This window comes from Haloarcula salinisoli, from assembly GCF_019599405.1.
GTDB lineage: Archaea > Halobacteriota > Halobacteria > Halobacteriales > Haloarculaceae > Haloarcula > Haloarcula salinisoli.
Genome location: NZ_RKLQ01000005.1, coordinates 68726 through 85368, shown reverse-complemented (window position 1 = coordinate 85368; position 16643 = coordinate 68726). Strand labels below are relative to the sequence as shown.

The following is a 16643-nucleotide window of genomic DNA, read 5'->3' as shown; positions in this document are numbered from 1 at the left end:
CACCGCTGACCGCTGTGTGCGCAGCGTGGGACTGACGGCCGGGCCGATACCATCGTTGGCTGGTGGACCGCAATCTGGTGCCACGGGCAACCCCAACCTCACCCCATACGACCGAGCTCTCCCCGTCGTTCGCGGTGCATTATGCCGCCGGCGAATCGACGTAGTTTGGCCACGAGTTCGGCTTCGGTTTCGTACGTCTCGACGCGCAGATCCCACCGCACAGGTGCCGACCGAATCATCGCACTCGTTACGTCGTCTTCGTGCATGAAAATCAGCCGTTCACCATGGGTATCAGCGATATTTTCGAGGACGCTGCCGGCTTCTTCGCCAACGCCGAAGTTGTGGCCGAGAAACGGTACCACGAACGCAGTTGCATTGCTACACCGTGCGTACTCGATGCTTTGGGTCACTGCATCTACGTCGTCAGTATCGATGTCGACATCGAGTGCGAGAAACGTATTTACTCCAGGATCAGTTCGGAGGGCACCTTGGATCCGTCGCAAGAGTGCCTGGGCTGCGTTGATATCGTCCTTGTTCCGGAAGAGTCGGCGGAGCGGACCGGGAAGATCGTCGGTGTCGAACTTGCGACGTTGCTCTTCGCTGAGGACATAGTTGAGGTTGAACGACTTGTACGGTCCCATCACGTAGAAGAGAAAGCGGTCGTATGTCACGCGCCCAAGCCGGTCAGCGATCAACTCGCGCGTGATCTCGACGGTCATAGGTGGGCATATTCGGCTGAAGTATTTAAAGAGCCGTGTTTTTGAGAACTCTTGGCTTGACAACGACTAAGCGCGTTCGACCAGTAGTGTAGAATACGATGGCAACGGACCAGACGGTCAACGGGGACGCCCCAGAGGACCCGGAAGACCTGCTGCCCGAGGAGAGCGTTCTCAGTCTTGATGAGTATCTCGATATGCATACTGCTGTGGGCCACCGTACCCGCTACGAGATCCTCTACCGGCTCGTCCACAGCGGTGCAATGAGTCCGAAAGAACTTGAGGCGGCGCTCGACATCGACGACAGTACGCTCCACTATCACCTCAACAAACTCGTCGACGTCGGCCTCGTGGAAAAACGCCAGCGCACAGAGCGGGGCCAGGACGGACTGTACACCTATTATCGGGCGACCGTATACGGCGAAGTGACGCTTACCGACGGCGTCGATGCATTGATCCGTGGCGAGCAGGCGTTCGGAGCGATGTACGATAGTTCGACCAGCTGAGTGTGAGCATGGGGCAGCAGTCCGGTAACGACCATCGGCAGTCTGGTGTCGCGACGTGGGGCAGCCTAGCGGGTGAGGACATCGGTCCCCCCGGTGTGTTCCAGCGTGGGGCTGGCAGCCACGTGCAGCACCGCTGACCGGTGTGTGCGCAGCGTGGGACTGACGGCCGGGCAGAGACCCATAGTTGGCAGGTGGAACGCAATCTGGTGCCGCTGGGCGGCACTCGTGACGCGGTGTGGGCCGGCGCAGCTGGGAATTGTTGAACCGGTGGTGGGCGTAGAGTATCAGTGTCGTTCTGGGGGTGTGTATCGCCCGGCACTTGAAGCAGGGTTGGCGGTACTATCTTCAGGGGAAGATGTCTCCGGACTACAGTCCCATGTGGGAGCGAGAGCGTGGGCAGCACGGCTATCGGCACGACAGGGAAAAGCAGCAGTTACACATCGATGACGGGGTGTGCGACGAGGGGGATATCGAACCAGCACACCTTGAAAGCCCCACGGCTCTGGCGGCCGCGCAGCGACATCTCCTCGCTACGCTCGGAGCAGGGTCACTGAAGCGACCACAGCAAGCGCCAGCGCCGTGCCCCTTTCAGTCCCGCCACGGACAGCTCAGCAGAACCCTCGTGACCTCCCTCGCTGGCCGGAACAAGCACGTCGCTGCGGAGCGTCTTGCGTCCGTCGCCAGCCCACCCGCCTGATGTCGACGCCACCAGTGTTTTGTGTTTCCCCGGACGGGTGCGGGGAACCCAACCCATGAGTTCCGACTCACAGTCCATTGACGAATCTGTACCAGCACTGACCGACGACCACGATATCGAGGCCGACCACCGGCGTGCCCAGGAATCAAGCGCGGTGTTTGAGGGCCGGCGATACGGAGGGCGGTGAGAATGGCTCGGCCGCCCAGTACAGTGCGACGAGTATGGGCAGTTTCCCATAGTCTTAATGCTATGGGCTGCATACCATAGTGTAGCGATGGGATATTCGGTCATCGAAGATGTGGAGGACCGCGTTGGGAACACGATCATCCGTCGCAAAATCATCAAGACGGATGACTCGCAGTTTCCGAGCGGGTACCGGTATGCGCTCCACTATGGATATACCGATGGCCAAGGGACCATCCTGCGGTACGACAACGAGAACGAGACACCCGGACGGCACGAACGACACACATCTGATGGTGTCGAGGAAATCGACTTCCCCGGGATGGCGGTGCTTCGACAACGATTCATCAGTGAAGTGGAGGCCCGACAATGACAACGAATACACTCAAAATCACATTCAAGCAGCGTGACGACCACCGCGTGGCGGCCCAGAAGCGACTGGAGCGGGCTGAAGCCGGCGAGACTGGCGACGCAATCGAACAAGACGCGCGGTTCGTCCTCAATTTCGAGGAGTACAGTGATATCGACCAATTGATGCGCGAACGCAATCTCAAACTCATCGAGGCAATCGTCGAACACGAGCCCGACAGTATCCAAGCGGCCGCAGCCGCTGTCGATCGTGACTACCGTGAGGTTCACCGGAATCTCCAGGAGCTCGAGTCTCTGGGGGTAATCGAGTTTGAGGACGATGGGCAGCGCAAACGCCCACAGCTCCGTGGTGGTGCCGAGAATATTGATTTCTCGATTCAGTTCCCATTGCAGCCGACAGCTGATACCGGCGCATCGGCCTGAGTGGCTCTGTTACCGCGGAGCTATTCTGCAAGTTACCGACTAAGACTACAATACGGACTGGCTCGACTAAGCTATAAGCAGTTCTTCATCGAGGTACTGCTGTTCCCACTCTCGACGAGCTTCAAGTTCGCGGTTGCCTCTCCCAGTAACCACATAGACGTTGGTTCGCCGATCTTTCTCCCCTTTTTCGACCAGTCCTTTGTCGACGAGTGTGTCGAGATTCGGATACAGTCGCCCGTGATTGATTTCGTTCTCGTAGTACCCTTCGAGTTCGCTTTTGATAGCGAGGCCGTGTGGTTCCTCGAGCCCAGCAATGGCATACAGTAGGTCACGCTGGAAACCGGTTAGATCGTGCATCTTTTCATAGGTACTATTGTAGAAACTATTGACTTTTTCGAGATGAGAGGCTATGCTGGAGCCATGATACGCGTCGAAGTCGGGCGCAGGTGGAGACCGAGAGGCGCTTGACTGCACTAGCGTTGGCAGTCGGACGCTTGCAGCGTGGGGCAGCCAGGCTGGCGACCCGGTCGGCTGGCCGGTGTGTCGCGAGGTGGGGCAGCCGACCGGGTGAGGACGTCAGTACCTTGGTGTGTTCCGGCGTGGGGCTGGCAGCCAGCTGCAGCATCGCTGACCGGTGTGTGCGCAGCGTAGGACTGACGGCCGGGCGGAACCATAGTTGGCTGGTGGAACGCAATCTGGTGCCGCTGGGCGGCACTCGTGACACGTTGTGTGCCGGAGCAGCTGGGAATTCCTCAAGCGGTGGTGGGTGTGGCGTCTCTGTGTTACCCTGTCGGTGTATCCGGCGCCGAACTCGAGGCAGCGCCGGCAGGACTATCTCCAAGGGGTCGTGGCTCGGGACTACAGTCCCCGAAGGGAGCTAGAGGTTGGGAAGTACGGGTATCAGCACGCCAGGAAAGAACAGTAGTTACACTTCGATGATGGGGTGTGCGCCGACGAGAGTGGTATCGAACCGGCACATCTTGAAAGCCCCACGGCGCTGGCGGTCGCTCAGGGACATCTCCTCGCTGCGCTCGGAACGGGTTCTTGAAACAGTAGACCGGGTGTGCAAGGTGGGTGGCGCGACTCCTCGTGTGATGTGCTAGCTCTCTTTTGCCAGACATGTTGCACAATACTGTAACCAGACTTATTATTGCAGACTCAAAAGATAAATTCAATAGCTACAAACTCCAGAATGACACTCAGCACCCAGCGGTCTTATTTTCTGTTTCTTTCTTGGGCCCTGACCATCTTGATTAGCTTGTATCTGGTATTTTTTATGGCGGCGCCAATGTGGTTGATCAGCATAGTTGCAGGAGGTCTATTTCTGGTCGGTTGGGGTCTATTCTATCGATTTGAGTCGCACTAGAAGGTGTGTCGCGACGTGGGGCAGCCGGTCGAGCGAGGCCGTCGGTATCCCAGTGTGTTCCAGCGAGGGGCTGGCAGTCAGCCGCAGCGGGCGCTAGTAAGCGTGTACGCAGCGTTGGACTGACTGCCGGGCGGATACATGGCTGACTGGTGGAACGCGTTCTGCCGCTGCTGGGCGGCACTCAAGACATTGCTGTGGCCGGGAGGAGACGATGGTGTGGAGGGATGAACGCAGGCGGGGGTACATCGGACAGACCAGACGGACGAAGAGGGGGTAGCGGAACTCCCACTACGGCTGTTACTACGGTTACCCTTGTGACGAACAAGACAGACTGGAACAGTTCGATAGGGGTGAGTACGATGACGAGTGCGGTGTAGGTCCAGTACATCTTGAAAGCCCCACGTCGCTGGCGGCCGCTCAGCGACATCTCTTCGCTGGGCTCGGAGAGGGGTCGCTGAGCCGACCAAAGCAAGCGCCAGCGCCGTGCCCCTTTCAGTCCCGCCACGGACAGCGCCGCTGAACCCTCGCGACCGACCTCCCTCGCCGGAACGAGCACGTCGCTGCGGAGAGTCTTGCGTCCGTTGCCAGCCCACCCGCCTGACGTCGGCGGCGTAGCTCACTACACTGACTGGATCGGGCAGTACGACGCAGTCGCCGCGCTGTACGACCAGTATCGCCACAGCGTCGGCGCTCGGTCGGTCCGTCTGGAGTGGTGGACCGTGGCGCCTGGATATGACTATCCCAGCAGTGGGTGAGCCCAGCGTTTCGAAGCGACAATGCAGCCATGCCGCAGCTAGCCTACCCCGTGGTCGGGGTGGCCCGGTTCGATTCCGGGGGTGGGCCGTGCAGTATGACCGACCAGTACTCCCACTCCGACGGTGACCAGTACACCAACCGCGACGCGGCTGTGGCGGCCACGCTCGACATGGATATCGACACGGGCAATGGGTCCGGCCCGAACTGCGACACGCTCCTGGGCCAGCTCAACGACCGCGAAGTTGATCCTGTCGTCGCGACGCTGCTGCAGGCCTTGGTCCAGGAGCGCGAGCAGCTTCAAGAGCGCGTCGACGAGCTCGAACAGCAAGTTGAGCAGACCCACGACATCGCGACGACGGCGAGTGGAGACGCCGCGGCCAACGAGAGTCGGCTGGACGACCTCGAGGACGGCCACGAGGAAACCCGAGAGATCGCCCGGAGTGCCGTGGCAAAGGCTCAGCAACTGGAGGCCGATGCTGACCAGCAGGAAGATGCGGAGAGTCTTCCGGAGGGCGTGGAACCCAGCAGTTCGCCGCTCGATTTTTTCGCGAACTGTCGGGAACAGACAGTGAAGGAGGTGTTCGTCGAACGGAGTAATCGCCAGAACACCTATCGAGCGGTGACGGTCGCAAAGCGCTGGCCGGAGTTCGCGACCGAGCGGGTAGATGGGAGCGGCGTGTTCTTCACCAAGGACGATCTGCGGACGGCCTTGACCGCAGAGTTGGGTCGTGATCCGCATGGCCAGACGGTCAAGCGGGTCTGGTCGAAGTTGCAGGAGTTGGGTGGCGAGGATGTCCGGCTGAAGTCCAGACAGGTCGGGCGGCGGCAGTCCGCGACGGAGATATTGGCGCTGTCGAAGGCAACCGCGGAGGGGCTGCTGGACAAACGCTATCTCGGCTTGGACTTGCTTGACGGGGAGTCTGCAGTGAACGGTGGCGTCACCCCCGTTGTGACGGGGGTAGACGGGGCCACGGTGTGACGAGCAGGGAATCGTTCGAGTCGAGTGGTGTGTGAAGACTGCGGTGTGTATGCAGCCGGCCACGAGGCTGGCATGGCTAGCTGCAGCAGGCGGGAACTCCATTCGCGCAGCGGTACTTAGCCCGCTACGAACACAGTATTTTCCCAGCCAGGGCCTCAACACGCATCACAACACGTGTGAGGCCTCAACGGAGCAGCATGCATGCCACGCGCTTCCTATCCACGTCTTGACAGGATACACGTGCAAGATACAACGCGCAAATCTTGTAAATCCAATTACACTGCAACGGCGGTAACGAGACGTATTTACTTTACGATGAACGACTCACCACAATAGGGGCAAGTTAACCGAGTCCTTTCTACATTTCCACCGATAAGTCCAGAAATCTTACCACCCATCTTTTCAGTGGTGACTATCCAATCTCCATCACATGGTGGACAATGGGCAATTATGTATTCTGCTTCCTCTCCATCACTGTCCTGACCTGAATCAGATTTACTGAGGAGTCCTTCACATTGTGGACACTGGGCCTCATCAGGCATCTTTTCTCTGGTGACTACCCACGCATCATCACATGGTGGACAAAATGCAATCATAGGGTCAGATTCATCTCCATCATAGTCCTGATCTGAAGCAGATTGACCGAGGGGTCCGTGACATTTTGGACAACGGGTCTCACCACTCATTGCAAGGACATGAGGAGCGTATCGCTGTTCTTTTCGAATCTCTTCAATTGCATCTACTGCATCGTCCATTTCATCGAATGGTCCATCAACGGCAACCAGTGGGATATTACACACATGGCACGTCAACCATTTTTCAGTATCATAATCCTCGGGATCAAGACTACCAGCCTCATCATTGTACTGTTCCGATATGTCTTGGCTATCCCAATTACTCCGGTCCACCATGTTATTTCATCTACTGATATAGTTTAGAATATATTTTGGGAAAATTGCTTCTATCAACAGATGCCGACATCAAATATACGCCAAAACCGTGTTTCTGTAGTTACTGAGATGACGAATTCACTACCTATATCTTGAACACGTTTCTGGAATCATACCCAGTCTACCATGATTCGCGACCCGTTTGTCTCAGCAGCGCGACCGACTGGTAGTGCAGTCGGCCGCTTGCAGCGTGGGACTGACAGCCTGCCGACAACCATTGCTGACTGGTGGAACGCAAACTGATGCCGCTGGGCGGCACTCGTGACGCTCTCTGTGCCGGGGGTTAGAAGAATTGCTGCAACAAGGGTGTGTCAGCTACCAACCCCTGAAGGGGTTGGCTTGTCAGTGGGACTCCCGAGTTTCGCGTTCCCCTGCTCGAACGTCCCACATCCCTGACTTTCTAATCAGGGACTTTCTCAGGCGATGTCCGGGCGGGGAGTCGGAGGGACTCGTTCGTCGTCCCCTGACTCCGGGGGCTGGCTGACAGACAGCCCGTCCCACCGACCGCTTCTGGGCCTGTGGGACGTATGTTACAATCTGAGACGGAGTCAACTAACGCTTACGCGTTTCCTCCCACCGCTAAAGCGGGTGGGCTTCCGCGCTGTTACCGCTGTGATACAGAGGCGGTATCTCCGCTTGGTCATATAGAGAAACCGTCTACTGCGGGAGTCACAATAAAACAACGGGTACACCTGGCATCGGGACGTAACACGCTGATTCGATGGGTCGCACAGGTGCTGGGGTTCCTAGCTACATTCCGATAGTGGAGTCTGCATCTATAGTGCAGGGGCTCCAGCGTATCTTGCAAGCCCCACGGCGCTGGCGGCCGCGCAGCGACATCTCCTCGCACCACTCGGAGAGGGGTCGCTGCAGCGACCACGGCACGCGCCAGCGCCGTGCCCCTTGCAGTCCCACCCGACCGCCGACGATTTTTCGGTCCCCGGTCGGGGACCGCAGGGACCCATCCGCCCGGACCCACCACACCCGCCCACCTCCACGTACCGGCCGGGCGCCACAGCCGCCCGGCGGGCTTTCGCAAGGCACGTTGCACCGGCACCAGTTTACCCTTTATATATTAATCGAGGCAATTATCTGAATCTCTGAATAGCATTTAGAGAGGCTCTAAACCAGCAATTCGTCACTTTATTCCACTAGAAATGTGCGTTATCTTTAAGTAGTAGCCACCCATGTTAGTAACTAACGGGAAGGCATTACACGCGGCGCTAATCGATGTGCGGTGCGCCGCAGGAAATCGGGTGCTGGTACACCCGACAAGTGTCTTCTCGTTAGGGCACCAGAAGACAATGTACGCTAGCAAATCCAGCGGTAAGAAAGCATCGTCCGATTTCGACCAGACCATCCAGCTCTCCGCCCGTGTTGACGGGGCTGAGCACCTGCTTGAGCAGGTGGCCGAGACTCAGAACGGCGACGAACTCGATTATCGGATGAACCGGGGGGCCGACTCACGAGGGAACGTCTACGCCCGGCAAACCGACTACGACTGGACCCGCTCGACCGAGGTGGGGCCGGACCGACGCTTCGGGGAGACGCTGGCCCAGCAAGAGGAACGAATTGGTCGCGAAGCCGAACAGGCCCGGCACTCGGCGACGGCACGCGCGGCCCACGCCGACGGGGTGGACCGGGAAGCCTCTTCTCGACAGCTCACGGAAGCAGAGACCGAGCGAGCGGATGGCTTCGGGGCACCCGCCGACCCACGGGATTACATGGACCAGGAGGCGCTGGCGGAGGTCAACCAGCGAGCCGCGATTATCGCAGCGGAAACGAACATGACGCAGGCGGCGGCTAGCCGGCGAATGGCGGCCTATGTCTCGGGACAGTTTGGCGACTGTGAAGGCATTCCCGACGCCGCTCTCACCACCTACGATGACGCCCGCGAGAAGATGGATGCGCCGACGCCGATTGCAGAGCTGTCGCCCTACGGCTACGAGGCCACCATCGAGGGAGAGGTGACCCACATCATCGACGAGCCAGCCAGTTACAACCAGTATCAAGTCTGCTACGTCGAAGACGACCAGGGGACCAGCGCGAAGGTGACGGTCTGGTCAAAATCGGTCCACGGCGGCGAGATGGTCCAAACGCTCCGTGAGGGGGACCGCGTGCGGATTTCGGGCGGTAAGCCTGACGAGTATAACGGTACGAAGACGGTAGCTGTGACGAGCGAGACGTGCATCTACGTCCTCGAACGCGGGGACGGTCCCGCGCCGACCGGCGAAGCGCGGAGTTCTTTCGGCTGTGACGGTGCCAGTCAGACGGTGGCCCCGTGGCGGGCCGACTCGGATACTCACCAGTGGGCGAACGACCGAGACATGGACCGGGCGGCAGCCGTGACGCTGGATGAGACGTCGCAGATGGCGACCACCGACGAGGAGACGGAAACTGCCGTGTCGGTGAGCGACTGACCGGAGGACCGTCTCTTTCCGACCGAGACCGGTCCATCGGTCAGCGCCCGCCGGTGCTCGCGCAGGCGGCTCGGCGGGGAGAAGTGGCAGCTGAAATCACTTTCGGCCGGTTTCCGACACGCACTCCTATATCACCGAAACTACTAAGCGACACAATTAATTACAATTAGGTACATTATGCCCGTTCGCCTCGAAAATCACGACCCGGACATCAATCTTCGGCCAGGAACGACCAAGTCAGAGATTGTCGAACATTTGTACCAGAACACCGAATGGGGCTACTCGCCGCGAGACATTGAGGAAGAGCTGGACATTCCACATGGCACCGCTACAACCACGCTCTCGCGGCTGTACGATGACGAAATGGTCGGGAAAACCGCTGATGGATACTACCACGCACTCAGTGACCGAGAGGATATCCGTCGCTACGTGGCAAATCTCGACCAGGCCAATCGGCTGTTCGGACATCATCGCGAGAGCGATGCCCCAGACGAACCCGACAAACAGATTGGTGCTGGTCGGACTGACGATGAGCTCGAAGCTGAACTCGAATCGCTGGAGGACGAGCTTGAGGAATGAGCAAACTCTCGGCCGGAACCCTTTGTTGGGCATCGGATCCAACAGACGCCCACAGACAGCGGCCAATCATCGTGTTAGCGCACGATACGCACCCATTTAGCGCGACGGACTGCACGGTCATGTGCGTCGGGACGAGTGCTGGGAAGTACCAGCAGACAACCCCCGAACTAGAGGAGAAGCATTTCACCGGAATCTCGCTCAACGATCCCTCCTACCTGATGCCGTGGGCGCTGTACACGATTCCACCAGGGTCGATTATACGAAATACAGGAGAAAACCCACGGCTTTAGCCGTGGGATGAATCCGTCACTGCTGACTCAAACTACGTCACTGTGGCAGGGTTGCTCCCCAAATTTAAGAGATTTCAGTCCTACAAATAAGATATGGTGGTGCGCCGTACCGTCCCCGTCACACTCGACGTGGACAGCGAAGACACCGTACTCCTCGAAGACACTGTCGACACGTTTCTATGGTCAGCGCAGTACGTCGTTGACCACGCTTTCGACGGGGAGTACGTCACCACCAGCAAGACCACGCTAGACGACGAGACGTACGATGACGTGCGCGAAGCCACAGGCGGCTTCAACGGTGGACTGGTGCAGGCCGCTCGGAACAAGGCCGCCGATGCCTGCAAAAGCGTCGTCGCACGCTGGAAAAATGGGAAGAATGCGTCGAAACCCCACTTCACCAGTCCCCACGTCGTCTACGACCACCGGACCGCCACGTTCTACGACGACTACGTCTCTCTCGCCACGACGGACGGTCGCATCGAAGCCGACTACATCCTACCCGACAAGGACAGGGGCACACCGCACTCACAATACCTGTATGCTGACGAGTACGAGACAACGGGTGCGGAACTACACTACCGAGACGGCGACTGGATACTTCACATCCACTGCAAGACGGACGTGGAGTCTGACACGCCGGCACAGGCAACACCTGAGAACGGAACGGTGCTCGGGGTTGACCTCGGTGTGAACAATCTCGCCGTCACATCGACGGGGACGTTCTGGACGGGCGACGAGTTCGACCACTGGCGCAGGGAATACGAAAAGCGACGTGGGTCGCTCCAGCAATGCGGGACGCGCTGGGCACACCAGAACATCCAATCAGTCGGGCGAAAAGAAGACGGCCGATTCAAACTGCTGCTGCATCGCATCAGCAACGAACTCGTCGCGGAGGCCCTTGAGAACGGGTGTTCGGTCATCGTGTTCGAGGACCTGACCGATATCCGTGAGCGAACTGGTGCGTCGTGGGGGCACAAGTGGGCGTTCGACCGCCTGTACGAGTACGTTGAGTACAAAGCCGAGGAACACTGCATCGGCGTGGAGCAGGTCGACCCTGTGAACACGTCACGGCGGTGCTCACACTGTGGCTTCACCCATCCAGACAATCGCGGGGGCGAGGAATTCGAGTGCCTCGACTGTGGCTACGAGAACCACGCCGACTACAATGCAGCGAAAAACATCGGTTTGCGGTATCTCCGTGGCAACCAAACTGGCGGCGACGGAGGCGCACCCATGGGCGTGCGCTTGAACAGTGGGACGGTGAACGTGAATGGAGGCTATTCTCCTGCCGAGGAATCGGCCAGAACGGGAGTCCACGCTGAATCCCACGGCTTTAGCCGTGGGTAGCTCAATACCCGAATTTGGCGGTATTGGCGCACCTCACCCGGCAATCAGTGGGGAGCTCTCAGAACTATTCCAGTCCACAGGGCCCAATATCACAGCAGCAGCGACAATCCAGCCCACGAAAATAATTTTAAGAATACCGTCACCCATCGATAAGTATTGTCTACCCTATATAAGGGTAAATCTTACCCTGCAGCACTCGTTGCATTTGTCTCACGCCGCCGATTTCGACATCGTGAGTGCCAAGAGTTCTCTACCAGAGTTAACCAACACTGGCCGGAGAACACAGAGTATTGTTGGTTAAGGACTGAGCAGCGGAACGAATCCTGCTGCTTGCAAGCGAAATTTTATGTGGGTGCGTACAACCGGCACCCGCGAGAGTGCCACACAAGGTGGCAATATCGCATGATGTCAGTACAGCGAGTGCTGAGATATCGCTGCCTGACACTCGAATACACCAATACACTAAATACATGAAACGACAAGAGATACACATGCCAATAGACATCGACACGTTCGAATCGACCAGCGGCGATCAGCTTGAGCAAAACGAGCCGACAAATGCCGACCGAGTGATGCAGTTCCTAGCAACGCACCCGGACCAGGCGTTTACACAAAGTGAGATTCGAGATGCGACCGGGGTGAAAGCTGGCAGCATCAGCGTGGTCTTGTCGCGATTGGAGGACCGCGGACTCGTTCGTCACAAAGGAACTTACTGGGCGCTCGGGAAAGACGACGACGTGGCGGCGTACGCTGGGATGGCCGAAAGCACCCGGGCCGCCAACGAGCGCTTTGGTGAGGAGGATATGGAAGAATGGCTTGACCACGCCGTCGACGAGGGCGATGTATGAGCTACCAACGCGGTGATGTCGTCTGGGGACCAGATCCCTTCAAATCCGGCGAGAACCCCCGGCCGTGGCTTATTCTGAACAACGACAGGCATCCGTTCGGTGACGAGGAGTACATGACGGTAACGCTCACAACGACGGCACACGAGGATGGAATACCTATTGACGATGCCGACTGGAGCGAGGGTGGGATGCCCCGCCAGAGTTACGCGTCACCATGGGTCGTCGCCTCGCCGAAAGACGCTGCTGTCGTCCGTCGACAAGGCCGGCTCAAGGAGTCCTTCGTCCAGACCGTCGTTGACGCAATGACAACCTATCTCAAACCGACTCCTTAGTTGCGGCATTCGGAGAGCTGGAGGTGGTCGCTCTCCACAGGATGGCCATAACGTATCGCAAGCGGGTGGCAGCCGGCCGAGCTGGAGCGTCTCGATGGTCGGGTGAAACGTGTCGGCGCGCGGCGCCACCGCCAGCCGTCGCTCCGCTCGCCTGTCGGGTCCTCGCTCGCTGGTGCTCGGGAGGACGACGGGACGCTGCGCTCGGCGCTAGCGCGCGCCTCACGGCGGTCCACCGTGCTCACTGCGTTGCGCGCGATCCTGCCTACGGCGGGGAGCATGTCGTGGTTCGACATCCGAGATGTCGGGGAGTTCCCCTCAGTATTAACCAACACTGGCCTGAATTTGTTGGTTAAGCCGGGAGCGATGGCTCAAGTCCAGCTGCTTGCAAGCCTGATGATCCGCCAGATGACGATTCGATTGAGTCGGCCTTTCCCCATCCACGGAGGTCATAGTTGGCAGTCCATTTTCGTGTGTCGAGTCCCTTACAAGAGTTGTGTCTGACCAAATGCAAGCGGTCACCGTCCCAGCTGCCGGTGCAGACTTCGAGATTGTTGAGCGGGACATCCCTGAGCCGAGTCCAGAGGAGGTGCGTATCGCTGTCGATGCGTGTGGCATCTGCCACAGCGACGAGTTCGTCAAGGAGGGGACCTATCCCGGGATCAGTTACCCGCGGGTACCAGGTCACGAGATAGCCGTCCGTATCGACGCTGTTGGTGAGGCAGTCGACCGATTCGACATCGGTGATCGCGTTGGTGTCGGGTGGCACGGCGGTCACTGTTTCAACTGTGAGCCGTGTCGCCGTGGCGACTTCCAGCAGTGTGAGAACGGCGAGATAACCGGTCTGACCTACGATGGAGGGTATGCGGAGTACACAACGGTCCCTGCCGAGGCCGTTGCCGTCGTTCCCGACTCACTCAGTGCGGTGGACGCTGCACCGCTCCTCTGTGCCGGTGTCACCACGTTCAATGCCCTCCGGCATACGGATGCCCAACCAGGTGACCTTGTCGCCGTCCAGGGTATTGGAGGGCTTGGGCATCTCGGAATCCAGTATGCACACGCCGCTGGCTTCGAAACTGTTGCGCTCTCACGAAGTGCGGACAAGGAATCGCTTGCCGTAGACCTCGGTGCGGATCACTTCGTCGACGCGACCAAACACGACCCAGCGGAACGACTCCAGGAACTCGGCGGTGCATCGGTGGTTCTCGCGACGGCGCCAGCCAGCGACGCGATAAGTTCCATCGTCGGTGGGCTTGGCACCGACGGCTCCGTCGTCGTGGTCGGCGTTCCTGGTGAGCCCGTCGAAGTCAACGCACAGCAACTCGTCGGTGCCCGCTCGGCAGTCGAAGGGTGGGCCTCTGGTGATGCGCGGGACTCCCAAGACACGCTCGAGTTTAGCGACCTGCGAGACGTCACACCAGAAATCGAAACGTATCCACTCACAGCGGTCGAGGAGGCGTACGAACGAATGATCAACAACGACGCCCGCTTCCGAGTCGTCCTCGAACCCACTGACTGAGGAGACTGTATACGGACCGCTCCATCGAGTCAGTGACCACTCGGGCATCTCGTCGACAGCCGTTCACCAATCACTATCACTGCCCAGATGCCCGTTACCGAGTCCGTTCGCCCCGGTGGTGCATTGTCACGTGCATCTCAAAACGAGGATAGTGACGACTGCGTGCTCCCTGACGTAGCGTCGTCCTGTGACCGCTCCTGGCCGGGAGCATCCTCGACACGGCCACGTTGGGACATCGAGATCCGACGTGCGACCTTGTCGTTCTGCAAGGCACGCTTGGCCTGGTCTCGGACGGCTTCGAATTTCGAGACGATCGCTTCGCGAGCAGCCTCGTACTCGACTATCGGATACGGATACGTCTCGCCAATCGTCACGCCACACTCGTCTTGCACGTGGAGTGGCGTCTTCTCTGGTTGGTCCAGATACTCGACTGGTAGTGCCTGTAACTCCGGCACCCATTGATAGATAAATTCGCCATCCGAGTCGTTCTCCCGAACCTGTTTCCGTGGGTTGTAGATCCGTAGCATGTTTGTCCCATCCATCCCGGCCTGAATCTGGAACTGGGTGTAGTTGATCGCCGGGTCAGCATCGATGAGATGATAGTAGAACCAGTCGGCGCCGATCTTCCAGGGTTGCTGGAGCAGGTCACAGAGGAACGACGCACACATCGCTCGCATTCGGAAGTTCAACCAGCCAGTCGCTTGCAGACACCGCATCGATGCATCCACCATCGGATAGCCGGTCTGGCCATCTTTCCACGCCTCAACGAGGGCTGGGTCGTGTGTGTCATCGTGGAACCCCTCCATCACTGGATTCGCAGCCTCGTCCATCCAGCCTGCCCAATCGACCAGTTTCTGATTGTAATGACGATTCCACCAGAGCCTTGACTGGAACATCTCCGTTGCTCGTTCGGCGCCGTCGTACTCGGTTACCGCTTGATAGACCTCCCGAACGGAGAGACAGCCAAATCGAAGATACGGTGAGAGTTGACTGGTACCAGCCCGTGCATCGGCGGGAGCGGAGATACTCCCTGGATAGCTGTCGAGCCGGTCGAGAAAGTCGATAACACGCTTCCGTGCCGCTGTCGTCCCGCCTGTCGGAACCTGTTGTTTGTCCGGCGTGATATCGTATGCATCTGCAACGCGGTCGGTCGTGACCGATGTGTCGAGCGATCGAAGCGTGACGTCGTCGCCACTCCAGGAGCACTGCGTCCCAGTGAGCCAGGCCTCGGCCTGGTCGGCCCAGCCGTCGCGTGAATCATCGATCCCCCGGACGAGCCCGTCGGCATCGACGAACGTCACATCACAGGCCTCTGCCACCGCATTATCCCGTCGCAGTCCATACCGCCCGGTCGGGTCCGCTGTCGTGACGATATCCCACCCAGCCTCGGCGAAGGCTGTGAGAACCTGGACTGGATCACCGTGACACAGTGTTAACTCCCCACCACGGTCGCGATACTGGCCATCTAGATCCGCAATCGACTCGTGGAGGAACTGGATGCGGGCATCGCAGGCCAACCCCTCGGCCCCGTAGAACGATGGGTCGAACACGAAGACAGGGAGCAGCGTCGAATATTCTGTTGCTGCATACGCGAGGGCTGGATGGTCTCGGGTCCGTAGCTGGCGACAGTGCCAGACGACACAGCCATCCTTGCCAGTGGGGATCGAATCTGGGGGCTCGGGATCCAAGGTGTCCTCGTCTGCAGTCATCTGTGTGGTGTCGGAACGGCACTGATGTCGATAGACAACGTCCTCCGGTAGTAGCAATCGAGTCTGTATATCGCTTGTGTCGCAGTCTGGCGCTGTCGGTCGGTAGTGCGGTGTCGTGAGAAAAATTCGACACGCTACTGCCAGCCACTGGGAGCGACACCGAGTCGCACAACGAGCGGGCGATACGCGACGGCGATACCGAGAACGATCGCTAATTCCGGCCAGAATCCGAGCTCGCCGACAACTGCTTCAACGGTCGTCAGGACGAGGACGACCAGAATCGCCAGCGCAATGTAATGAGGAGCAACTTCTTTCAGTCCATCAACATCCATACACTCTCTACGGGGAGACCCATCTCAAATCTTCCCTCGATCCTGCGGTCTGCGCCCTCAGTTTGTAGCACCTGTCAGTTACCAATTGCGAGGGATCCACCAGAGTTCCGCTTTCCGGCACCCCGAATGTGGGCCAGCCGGTCGAGATTGAGCCGGTCAGTGACTGGTGGCCCTATCGGCGTGCGGCGCCACCGACAGACTCGCTTTGCTCGTCTGCCGGGTCCTCACTCCCTGACGCTCCCGAAGACGAGGGCACGCTGTGCTCGGCGCAGCGCGGGCCTCGCTTCGGTCCACCGTGCTCACTGCGTTGCGCGCGGTCCCCGCT

At 58.9% G+C, this 16643-nt stretch carries 15 protein-coding genes; 10 read left to right on the top strand and 5 right to left on the bottom strand.

Features of this window, described 5'->3' with window-relative positions:
* Positions 1 to 98: 98 nt before the first annotated feature.
* Positions 99 to 719 carry a DUF7509 family protein gene (locus tag EGD98_RS18675; protein WP_220589869.1) on the bottom strand — a complete coding sequence of 207 codons (621 nt, stop codon included), beginning with the start codon at positions 717 to 719 and terminating at the stop codon, positions 99 to 101.
* Positions 720 to 817: 98 nt separating this feature from the next.
* On the opposite strand from EGD98_RS18675, the gene EGD98_RS18670 reads away from it, so the two are divergent.
* The 3 genes from EGD98_RS18670 (at position 818) to EGD98_RS18660 (ending at position 2894) form a co-directional block, all read left to right on the top strand.
* Positions 818 to 1222 carry an ArsR/SmtB family transcription factor gene (locus EGD98_RS18670; RefSeq protein ID WP_220589868.1) on the top strand — a complete coding sequence of 135 codons (405 nt, stop codon included), beginning with the start codon at positions 818 to 820 and terminating at the stop codon, positions 1220 to 1222.
* A 971-nt stretch (positions 1223 to 2193) separates the two neighbouring features.
* Positions 2194 to 2475 carry a toxin-antitoxin system TumE family protein gene (locus tag EGD98_RS18665; RefSeq protein ID WP_220589867.1) on the top strand — a complete coding sequence of 94 codons (282 nt, stop codon included), beginning with the start codon at positions 2194 to 2196 and terminating at the stop codon, positions 2473 to 2475.
* On the top strand, positions 2472 to 2894 hold the full coding sequence (locus EGD98_RS18660; RefSeq protein WP_220589866.1) for an HVO_A0114 family putative DNA-binding protein: 423 nt from the start codon (positions 2472 to 2474) through the stop codon (positions 2892 to 2894). The genes EGD98_RS18665 and EGD98_RS18660 overlap by 4 nt, the downstream gene beginning before the upstream one ends.
* 66 nt (positions 2895 to 2960) lie before the next feature.
* On the opposite strand, the gene EGD98_RS18655 is transcribed toward EGD98_RS18660, so the two are convergent.
* A complete protein-coding gene (locus EGD98_RS18655; RefSeq protein WP_220589865.1) occupies positions 2961 to 3251 on the bottom strand; it encodes a PadR family transcriptional regulator in 291 nt (96 codons plus the stop codon).
* A 1859-nt stretch (positions 3252 to 5110) separates the two neighbouring features.
* Here EGD98_RS18655 and EGD98_RS18650 point away from each other — a divergent pair.
* A complete protein-coding gene (locus tag EGD98_RS18650; protein ID WP_220589864.1) occupies positions 5111 to 5995 on the top strand; it encodes a hypothetical protein in 885 nt (294 codons plus the stop codon).
* 305 nt (positions 5996 to 6300) lie between these two features.
* On the opposite strand, the gene EGD98_RS18645 is transcribed toward EGD98_RS18650, so the two are convergent.
* A complete protein-coding gene (locus tag EGD98_RS18645) occupies positions 6301 to 6906 on the bottom strand; it encodes a hypothetical protein (protein ID WP_220589863.1) in 606 nt (201 codons plus the stop codon).
* Positions 6907 to 8249: 1343 nt separating this feature from the next.
* On the opposite strand from EGD98_RS18645, the gene EGD98_RS18640 reads away from it, so the two are divergent.
* The 6 genes from EGD98_RS18640 to EGD98_RS18615 all read left to right on the top strand — a co-directional run bounded on the left by EGD98_RS18640 (position 8250) and on the right by EGD98_RS18615 (position 14277).
* Positions 8250 to 9365, top strand: a complete 1116-nt coding sequence (locus tag EGD98_RS18640) for an SOSS complex subunit B family protein (RefSeq protein ID WP_220589862.1) — start codon at positions 8250 to 8252, stop codon at positions 9363 to 9365.
* A gap of 177 nt (positions 9366 to 9542) precedes the next feature.
* Positions 9543 to 9944: a winged helix-turn-helix domain-containing protein gene (locus EGD98_RS18635; protein ID WP_220589861.1), complete on the top strand. Its 402-nt coding sequence runs from the start codon at positions 9543 to 9545 to the stop codon at positions 9942 to 9944.
* A 383-nt stretch (positions 9945 to 10327) separates the two neighbouring features.
* Positions 10328 to 11581, top strand: coding sequence for an RNA-guided endonuclease InsQ/TnpB family protein (locus tag EGD98_RS18630; protein WP_220589860.1), 1254 nt, complete (start codon positions 10328 to 10330; stop codon positions 11579 to 11581).
* A 491-nt stretch (positions 11582 to 12072) separates the two neighbouring features.
* Positions 12073 to 12429 carry a MarR family transcriptional regulator gene (locus EGD98_RS18625; protein ID WP_220589859.1) on the top strand — a complete coding sequence of 119 codons (357 nt, stop codon included), beginning with the start codon at positions 12073 to 12075 and terminating at the stop codon, positions 12427 to 12429.
* Positions 12426 to 12761, top strand: coding sequence for a type II toxin-antitoxin system PemK/MazF family toxin (locus EGD98_RS18620; RefSeq protein ID WP_220589858.1), 336 nt, complete (start codon positions 12426 to 12428; stop codon positions 12759 to 12761). Before EGD98_RS18625 ends, EGD98_RS18620 begins: the two co-directional genes overlap by 4 nt.
* A gap of 505 nt (positions 12762 to 13266) precedes the next feature.
* Positions 13267 to 14277, top strand: coding sequence for an alcohol dehydrogenase (locus EGD98_RS18615; RefSeq protein ID WP_220589987.1), 1011 nt, complete (start codon positions 13267 to 13269; stop codon positions 14275 to 14277).
* Positions 14278 to 14414: 137 nt separating this feature from the next.
* Here EGD98_RS18615 and EGD98_RS18610 read toward each other — a convergent pair whose 3' ends face one another.
* Positions 14415 to 15986, bottom strand: coding sequence for an FAD-binding domain-containing protein (locus EGD98_RS18610; RefSeq protein WP_220589857.1), 1572 nt, complete (start codon positions 15984 to 15986; stop codon positions 14415 to 14417).
* Positions 15987 to 16120: 134 nt separating this feature from the next.
* A complete protein-coding gene (locus EGD98_RS18605; protein ID WP_220589856.1) occupies positions 16121 to 16318 on the bottom strand; it encodes a hypothetical protein in 198 nt (65 codons plus the stop codon).
* Between the last annotated feature and the right edge of the window lie 325 nt (positions 16319 to 16643).

Bases quoted from the DNA above. Each gene is read 5' to 3' on its own strand.
- EGD98_RS18665 (WP_220589867.1), top strand. From the start codon at position 2,194: ATGGGATATTCGGTCATCGAAGATGTGGAGGACCGCGTTGGGAACACG.
- EGD98_RS18660 (WP_220589866.1), top strand. From the start codon at position 2,472: ATGACAACGAATACACTCAAAATCACATTCAAGCAGCGTGACGACCAC.
- EGD98_RS18655 (WP_220589865.1), bottom strand. From the start codon at position 3,251: ATGCACGATCTAACCGGTTTCCAGCGTGACCTACTGTATGCCATTGCT.
- EGD98_RS18675 (WP_220589869.1), bottom strand. From the start codon at position 719: ATGACCGTCGAGATCACGCGCGAGTTGATCGCTGACCGGCTTGGGCGC.
- EGD98_RS18670 (WP_220589868.1), top strand. From the start codon at position 818: ATGGCAACGGACCAGACGGTCAACGGGGACGCCCCAGAGGACCCGGAA.
- EGD98_RS18650 (WP_220589864.1), top strand. From the start codon at position 5,111: ATGACCGACCAGTACTCCCACTCCGACGGTGACCAGTACACCAACCGC.
- EGD98_RS18640 (WP_220589862.1), top strand. From the start codon at position 8,250: ATGTACGCTAGCAAATCCAGCGGTAAGAAAGCATCGTCCGATTTCGAC.
- EGD98_RS18610 (WP_220589857.1), bottom strand. From the start codon at position 15,986: ATGACTGCAGACGAGGACACCTTGGATCCCGAGCCCCCAGATTCGATC.
- EGD98_RS18620 (WP_220589858.1), top strand. From the start codon at position 12,426: ATGAGCTACCAACGCGGTGATGTCGTCTGGGGACCAGATCCCTTCAAA.
- EGD98_RS18605 (WP_220589856.1), bottom strand. From the start codon at position 16,318: ATGGATGTTGATGGACTGAAAGAAGTTGCTCCTCATTACATTGCGCTG.
- EGD98_RS18630 (WP_220589860.1), top strand. From the start codon at position 10,328: ATGGTGGTGCGCCGTACCGTCCCCGTCACACTCGACGTGGACAGCGAA.
- EGD98_RS18635 (WP_220589861.1), top strand. From the start codon at position 9,543: ATGCCCGTTCGCCTCGAAAATCACGACCCGGACATCAATCTTCGGCCA.
- EGD98_RS18625 (WP_220589859.1), top strand. From the start codon at position 12,073: ATGCCAATAGACATCGACACGTTCGAATCGACCAGCGGCGATCAGCTT.
- EGD98_RS18645 (WP_220589863.1), bottom strand. From the start codon at position 6,906: ATGGTGGACCGGAGTAATTGGGATAGCCAAGACATATCGGAACAGTAC.
- EGD98_RS18615 (WP_220589987.1), top strand. From the start codon at position 13,267: ATGCAAGCGGTCACCGTCCCAGCTGCCGGTGCAGACTTCGAGATTGTT.